A 7,337-nucleotide genomic window follows, 5' to 3' on the forward strand; every position below is an offset into this window, starting at 1 on the left:
GTCCGACGTTTCGGGAGGGCTGGGGTGAGGGGGAAAAGATCTTCAGAACACCACAAAAAAACAAGCCGAAACCCCAATAAAAAACGGCCCTGAAAAGGGCCGCTCTTCCTTGCATCAACTCAAGCCCGCAATGTCCGCGTCATGCGCAACGCCAGCAAGCTGCCGCCGACAATCACCCCGGCCAGCAGGTACAACGCCGCATCGGTCGAACCGGTGCTGTCCTTGACCCAACCCACCAGGTACGGGCTAAGGAACCCGGCCATCTGCCCCATCGAGTTGATCAGCGCCAGACCACCGGCGGCAGCGCCCGCACTCAACATGGCGGTCGGCACTGGCCAGAACATCGGCAGACCGGTCAGCGCCCCCATGGTTGCAAGGGTCAGACCGAGAATGGCAATCGCCGGATTGGCCGCGAAATTCACCGCGATGATCAGGCCGATCGCACCCATCAGCATCGGCACCACCAGATGCCAGCGCCGCTCTTTGCGCAGGTCCGCCGAGCGCCCGACCAGCAGCATGAACACCGCTGCCAGCAGATACGGAATGGCGCTCAACCAGCCGATCACCAGGTTGTCGCTGAAGCCGAGGCTCTTGATGATCGACGGCAGCCAGAAATTGATCGCGTACACGCCACTCTGGATGCAGAAATAAATCAGGCCAAACGCCCAGATCGCCGGGTTCTTGAACACCGCAATCAGCGAGTCGGAGGTGGTTTTCGGCTTGTTCGCCAAGTCTTCGGCCTGATCGGCCTCCAGTACCGCGCGCTCATGCGTGGTCAGCCATTTGGCATTGGCGAAGTTGTCGCTGAGCAGGAAATACGCCAGTGCGCCCAAGACAACGGTCGGAATACCTTGCAGCAGAAACATCCATTGCCAGCCGGCGAGGCCGCCCTGGCCCGCAGCAAAGTGATTGAGAATCCACCCGGAAAACGGGCTGCCGAGCAAACCCGAGACCGGAATCGCCGACATGAACAGCGCCATGATCCGGCCACGGCGGAACGTCGGGAACCACTGCGAGAGATAGAGCACGACGCCCGGGAAGAATCCGGCTTCGGCTGCACCGGTAAACAGGCGCAGGGTGTAGAACTCGGTCGGCGTGGTGACGAACAACAGGCAGGTCGACAGCGTGCCCCAAGTGATCATCATCACGGCAATCCAGCGCCGTGGACCGAACTTGGTCAACGCCAGGTTGCTCGGTACGCCGCACAGCACGTAGCCGATGAAGAAAATACCGGCCCCGAGGCCGTAGACGGTTTCGCTGAATTTCAGCGCATCAAGCATCTGCAGTTTGGCGAATCCAACGTTGACCCGGTCGAGGTAGTTGAACAGGTAGCAGATGAAGATGAAGGGGATTAAACGCAGGGTGATGCGTTTATAAACGGCGTTTTTATCGTCTTCGATGGTCTGGGTAGCTGCGGCGCTCTGCGACATAGCGGCTCTCTCTTTATTATGATTTTTTGCGATGCAAAGGGTAACGTTGATCGCCCTGAGAGTCTCGGCCACCTTTGGCCGGATTGTCTTTGTGCCTGAGCACAGGGTTTTGCGCCAAGCCCTGTGCGGGTGAACAACCGTCCGTGCCTGTCTATAAGGATTTTCTCCGTTATGTTCGAACTCGATCACGACCTCGCGCAGGACATCGTCGACCGGGCCATGGCCATTTTGCCGTACAACGTCAACGTCATGGACAGCCAGGGGCTGATCCTCGGCAGCGGCGAACCGGAGCGCATCAACACTCGCCACGAAGGCGCGCAACTGGTGCTGGCCAACGGGCGGGTCGTGGAGATAGACGGGCCGACCGCCCAGCACCTGAAAGGCGTGCAGCCCGGGATCAACCTGCCACTGCTGCTCGATCAGCGTTTGATCGGCGTACTCGGTATTACCGGCGAGCCGGAACAACTGCGCACTTACGCCGAACTGGTGCGGATGACGGCGGAGATGTTGGTCGGCCAGCGCAATCAGCAGGCCGAACAGCAGTGGCGACGGCAGCGTTGCGATGATTTGCTGGCGTTGCTGTTGAGTGAAGCGGGGGACTCGCCACGTTTGCTCGATGAAGCGCAGCAACTTGGGCTCAAGCCGCAAATGACCCGAGTGCCGTATCTGTTCGAATTGGGGCCCGAACACGGGCCGGGGCAAACCGTCGATGCCTTGAGTGCCTGGCTGACGTCGCGCTTCCCGGACAGTTGGTGCGTGACGTCGGCGAAGTCGTCGTTGCTGTGGTGCCGGCCGGCGAGTCTGACCATCGAACATGATCGGTTGCTGGAAAAGCTCGACGCCTTGGGCTGGAACATTCTGCGCATCGCCGTGGGCGGGCAAGCGGATGGGCTGGCCGGATTGCGTCGGTGTTATCGACGCGTGGCGGATTTGCTCGCCTATGGCCGCGAAGTGTTGCCGCACTCGCGTTTGCTGATCCTCAATCGCTACCGGTTGCCGGTGATGTTGTGGCGTCATCGCAACGATGATGCGCTGGACGAATTGCTCAAACCCCTGCGCAAAGTGATCGCCAAGGACGGTAACGGCCAGTTGCTGGCGACGCTGCGCAGTTGGTGTGACCACGACGGTCAGAGTCAGGCGTGTGCAGATGCGCTGGGGATTCACCGCAACAGCCTGCGTTACCGGATGGAGCGGATTGCCGAGATCAGCGGGGTTGATCCGTTACGGCTGGAGGGGATGTTGGCGCTTTATCTTGGTGTGCAACTGCTACCGCAGATTGACCCGAATTAAGCGGGTGATGTCACTGACGCCATCGCTGGCTTGCCAGCGATGAGGCCGGGACATTCGCCATCCATTTCAGGTTTTTTGTAGAAATGAACAATAAACCCCCGCGCCATTTGTGCAGCGGACAGGCGTCAATGCGCATGCCGACTGGCAGCATGAGGGCATTCGAACAGGAGAATTCGCATGAAAATCGTCATCGCCCCCGATTCATTCAAGGACAGCCTGAGTGCCCAAGGCGTTGCCGAGGCCATTGCGCTGGGCCTGGCGCAAGTCTGGCCACACGCCACACTGGTCAAGTGCCCAATGGCCGATGGCGGGGAAGGCACCGTCGAATCGATTCTCGCCGCGTGTGAAGGCGAACTGCGCCGCACCCGCGTGCGCGGCCCGTTGGGCGTACCGGTTGACGCCGCATGGGGCTGGTTGCCGCACAACCACACGGCAATCATCGAAATGGCCGAGGCCAGCGGTCTGCAACTGGTACCGCTGGATCAGCGCGACGCGTGCATCAGCAGCACCTTCGGCACCGGCGAACTGATTCGTGCGGCGCTGGATGCCGGTGCGCAACGGGTGATTCTGGCGATTGGCGGCAGCGCAACCAACGATGGCGGCGCCGGGGCGATGCAGGCGCTGGGGGTGAAATTGCTCGACGCTCAAGGGCAAGCGCTGGTGCCGGGTGGTTTGGCATTGGCGCAATTGGCGCGACTGGATCTGAGCGAGCTGGACCCACGCCTGGCGCAGGTGCGTTTCGACATCGCCGCCGACGTCAACAATCCGCTGTGCGGACCCCACGGTGCTTCGGCGATTTTCGGTCCGCAGAAAGGGGCGTCGCCCGTGCAGGTCCAACAACTCGATCACGCCCTCGGCCACTTCGCCGAGCTGTGCGCGCAAGCGTTGGGCAAAGATGTGCGCGATGAGCCGGGCAGCGGCGCAGCAGGTGGTTTGGGTTTCGCGGCCAAGGCGTTTCTCGGCGCGCAGTTTCAGGCCGGTGTCGAAGTGGTCGCCGAGCTGGTCGGATTGGCTGAGGCGGTCAACGGCGCAGATCTGCTGATCACGGGCGAAGGGCGCTTCGATGCCCAGACCTTGCGCGGCAAAACCCCGTTCGGCGTCGCGCGGATTGCCAAGCAGGCGCAGGTTCCAGTGATCGTGATCGCCGGGACCCTGGGGGAGGGCTATCAGGAACTCTACGCGCACGGCATCGATGCCGCATTCGCCGTGACCAGCGGCCCGATGACACTGGAAAAGGCTTGCGCCGAAGCGCCACGATTGCTGCGCGAACGCGCCACCGACATCGCCCGCGTCTGGCAGCTGGCAAGACACCAATCCTGAACGGCACCGAGAACCTTGTGGCGAGGGGATTTATCCCCGATCGGCTGCGCAGCAGTCGCCAATCCTGTGTATGCGAAGTGCCTGAAGGATTGTAAGGGGCCGCTTCGCAGCCCAACGGGGACAAATCCCCTCGCCACAGGAGCCGGAGAAGCTTCAAGATGTTTCATTGTCGTAACACCCTGAAAATATTTGCTCTTGACCCACAATCTTCCTAAAGCCTGGCCGATACAGCTATCAGGCGCGCACAAAACTCCCTAATAACAGTGACGCCGGACCGAAGCCCGCCCCACGGGTCAGTGATCACGGCATGGATGCTCGTAGTTTCTATCTTCCGAGAGTCCAACTATGTCCTTGCGTAACCTCAATATCGCGCCCCGTGCCTTCCTCGGTTTTGCCTTTATTGCCTTGCTGGTGATCGTGCTTGGCGTGTTCGCCGTCAACCGCATGTCGGTCATCCGCCAGGCTTCAGTCGACATGGATTCGACGCAACTGCCCAGCGTGACGCAGCTCAGCGTGGTGACGGAAAACGTCCTGCGCCTGCGGATTCTGTCGTTCCGCGTGCTGGTCAATCGCGAGGCCGCCGGGTTGCAGGAAGCGCAGACTCGCATCGGCGTATTGGTCGACAAGGTGCGCAGTGCCCAGGCCGCTTACGCCGCGCTACCGGCGGGCCCGGAAGAGCGTGCGCTGTATCAGTCTTTCGCGACGACCCTGGACAACTACCTGCAAGCGCAAAACCAGATGATGGACCTGTCTCGCCAGGAAAAGCTCGACGAGATGCGCACCCTGATCAACACGCGGATCAAGGACGGCACCGACCAGATGGGCGAGCAGCTCAACAAGCTGATCGCGATCAACGCCGCTGACGCCAAAACCGCGTCCATGCAGGCGGGCGAGCATTACGACAGCGCCATCACTGGCATCGTCATCGTTGCGGTTGTCGCTGCGCTCGCTACAGTATTGCTGGCGTTGTTGCTGACGCGCAGCATTGTCACTCCGCTGAACCGTGCCGTTGAGGCGGCGCAAACCATCGCCGGTGGCAACCTGACCAAACTGATCGAAGTCGATGGCAAGGACGAACCGGCGCGCCTGCTCGCCGCCCTCGCCGCGATGCAGACCAACCTGCGCAAAACCATTGAGCAGATCGCTGGTTCCGCCACGCAACTGGGCGCCGCCGCCGAAGAACTCAGCGCCGTGACTGAAGAAGCGTCTCGCGGCCTGCAACAGCAAAACGACGAAATCGAACAAGCCGCCACCGCCGTCAACGAGATGACCGCGGCGGTCGAGGAGGTTGCACGCAACGCCGTGTCGACGTCCGAAGCCTCGAACCAGTCGACCCACGCCGCTCGTGAAGGTCGCGATCAAGTGGTGAAAACCGTCGACGCGATCCAGACCATGACCCACGACGTGCAGAACACCGCGCAAATGATCGAAGGCCTGGCCGCGCAAGGTCGTGATATCGGCAAAGTGCTCGACGTGATCCGCGCCATTGCCGAACAGACCAACCTGCTGGCGCTGAACGCGGCCATCGAAGCGGCACGTGCCGGTGAGGCCGGGCGCGGTTTTGCCGTGGTCGCGGACGAAGTGCGCGCACTGGCCCATCGCACCGCGCAGTCGACTCAGGAAATCGAAAAAATGGTCGCCGGCATCCAGAACGGCACCGGTGAAGCGGTTTCGTCGATGCAGCAAAGCAATCAACGCACCCAGTCCACCCTGGAAATGGCCCGCGCTGCCGGCGTTGCCCTGGAGCAGATCACCCAGTCGATCCACCAGATCAACGAACGCAACCTGGTCATCGCCAGCGCTTCGGAAGAGCAGGCGCAAGTCTCGCGTGAAGTCGACCGCAACCTGGTCAACATCCGCGATCTGGCCACGCAATCGGCCGCCGGCGCCAACCAGACCAGCGCCGCGACCCACGAACTGTCGCGTCTGGCGGTGGATTTGAACGCCATGGTGGCGCGTTTTGTGATTTGAGATAGGGTGAAGGCTGGAGACTGCGCAATCAGGAGACGTACATGCGCTATTCAGCCTTGACCCAACGAATCGCCGGGGAGGGAGCAGCGGCCTGGCAGATTCACGACCGAGCGCTGGAGTTGCGCGCCGAGGGTGTCGACATATTGCTGCTGAGCGTGGGCGACCCGGATTTTGATACACCACTGCCGATCGTCCACGGCGCCATCGACAGCCTGCTGGCGGGCGATACGCATTATTCCGAAGTCCGTGGCCGGCTGGCGCTGCGTCAGTTGATTGCCGCACGCCACCGGCAACGCAGTGGTCAGGCAGTCGACGCCGATCATGTGATTGTCATGCCCGGCGCGCAGTGCGCGGTGTATTCGGTGGCGCAATGCTTGCTCGACCCGGGCGACGAGGTGATCGTCGCCGAGCCGATGTACGTCACCTATGAAGGGGTGTTCGGCGCTTGCGGCGCGACCGTGGTGCCGGTGCCGGTGCGTCCGGAAAACGGCTTTCGCGTCGACCCCGCCGATGTCGCCGCGCGGATCACGCCGAAGACCCGCGCCATGCTGCTCAACAGTCCCAACAACCCTTGCGGCGCGAGCCTGCCGCTGCTGATCTGGCAGGAACTGGCGGCGCTGTGCATTCATCATGACCTGTGGCTGATCAGCGACGAGGTCTACAGCGAACTCCTTTACGAAGGCCAACACATCAGCCCGGCGAGCCTGCCGGGGATGGCCGAACGCACGGCGACGATCAACAGCCTGTCGAAATCCCACGCCATGACCGGGTGGCGTATCGGCTGGACGATCGGCCCGAAATCGTTGGCCGAGCATCTGGTCAATCTGTCGTTGAGCATGCTGTTTGGCCTGCCGGACTTTGTCCAGAAAGCCGCGGAAGTCGCGCTGGCTTCAGACCTGCCGGAAGTGTCGCAGATGCGCGAGGAATATCGCCTGCGCCGGGACCTGGTGTGCGAACGCTTGCGCGGGTGCCCGGGATTGCAGCCGATTCGACCGGATGGCGGGATGTTCGTCATGGTCGATGTGCGCCAGACCGGATTGGGCGCGCAGGCGTTTGCCGAGCGGTTGCTCGAAGGTTACGGCGTGTCGGTGCTGGCCGGAGAGGCGTTCGGGCCGAGTGCGGCGGGGCATATCCGCCTCGGGCTGGTGCTGGACCGGGTGAAACTGGCGGATGCCTGTGCGCGGATTGCCCTGTGCGCGGCGCAGCTGTTACAGGCGCGCAGTGCCTGATGGTTTTGCAGCGTGTTCACTGGCCCCATCGCTGGCAAGCCAGCTCCCACAGGGGATTGGGTTTCTTCAGACATTGAATCGGCCACCACAGAAGCTG

The 7,337-nt window shown here is 61.9% G+C and carries 5 protein-coding genes; 4 read left to right on the forward strand and 1 reads right to left on the reverse strand.

Annotated features, from left to right (window positions below; genetic code table 11):
* Positions 1 to 119: 119 nt before the first annotated feature.
* Complete coding sequence (locus tag AC3WMT_RS30705) at positions 120 to 1,430, reverse strand: MFS transporter (RefSeq protein WP_103307423.1); 1,311 nt, start codon at positions 1,428 to 1,430, stop codon at positions 120 to 122.
* 171 nt (positions 1,431 to 1,601) lie between these two features.
* Here AC3WMT_RS30705 and AC3WMT_RS30710 point away from each other — a divergent pair, with 171 nt between their 5' ends.
* The 4 genes from AC3WMT_RS30710 (at position 1,602) to AC3WMT_RS30725 (ending at position 7,240) form a co-directional block, all read left to right on the forward strand.
* Positions 1,602 to 2,720, forward strand: coding sequence for a sugar diacid recognition domain-containing protein (locus AC3WMT_RS30710; RefSeq protein ID WP_103307422.1), 1,119 nt, complete (start codon positions 1,602 to 1,604; stop codon positions 2,718 to 2,720).
* A gap of 177 nt (positions 2,721 to 2,897) precedes the next feature.
* Complete coding sequence (locus AC3WMT_RS30715; protein WP_103307421.1) at positions 2,898 to 4,040, forward strand: glycerate kinase; 1,143 nt, start codon at positions 2,898 to 2,900, stop codon at positions 4,038 to 4,040.
* A gap of 345 nt (positions 4,041 to 4,385) precedes the next feature.
* Positions 4,386 to 6,011, forward strand: coding sequence for a methyl-accepting chemotaxis protein (locus tag AC3WMT_RS30720; RefSeq protein WP_103307420.1), 1,626 nt, complete (start codon positions 4,386 to 4,388; stop codon positions 6,009 to 6,011).
* Between the two features lie 41 nt (positions 6,012 to 6,052).
* A complete protein-coding gene (locus AC3WMT_RS30725) occupies positions 6,053 to 7,240 on the forward strand; it encodes a pyridoxal phosphate-dependent aminotransferase (protein ID WP_103307419.1) in 1,188 nt (395 codons plus the stop codon).
* Positions 7,241 to 7,337: the final 97 nt, after the last annotated feature.

It is taken from the genome of Pseudomonas sp. FW305-7, assembly GCF_058786735.1.

Coding starts and splice junctions, on each gene's coding strand:
- AC3WMT_RS30705 (WP_103307423.1), bottom strand. CDS start 1,430: ATGTCGCAGAGCGCCGCAGCTACCCAGACCATCGAAGACGATAAAAAC.
- AC3WMT_RS30710 (WP_103307422.1), top strand. CDS start 1,602: ATGTTCGAACTCGATCACGACCTCGCGCAGGACATCGTCGACCGGGCC.
- AC3WMT_RS30715 (WP_103307421.1), top strand. CDS start 2,898: ATGAAAATCGTCATCGCCCCCGATTCATTCAAGGACAGCCTGAGTGCC.
- AC3WMT_RS30720 (WP_103307420.1), top strand. CDS start 4,386: ATGTCCTTGCGTAACCTCAATATCGCGCCCCGTGCCTTCCTCGGTTTT.
- AC3WMT_RS30725 (WP_103307419.1), top strand. CDS start 6,053: ATGCGCTATTCAGCCTTGACCCAACGAATCGCCGGGGAGGGAGCAGCG.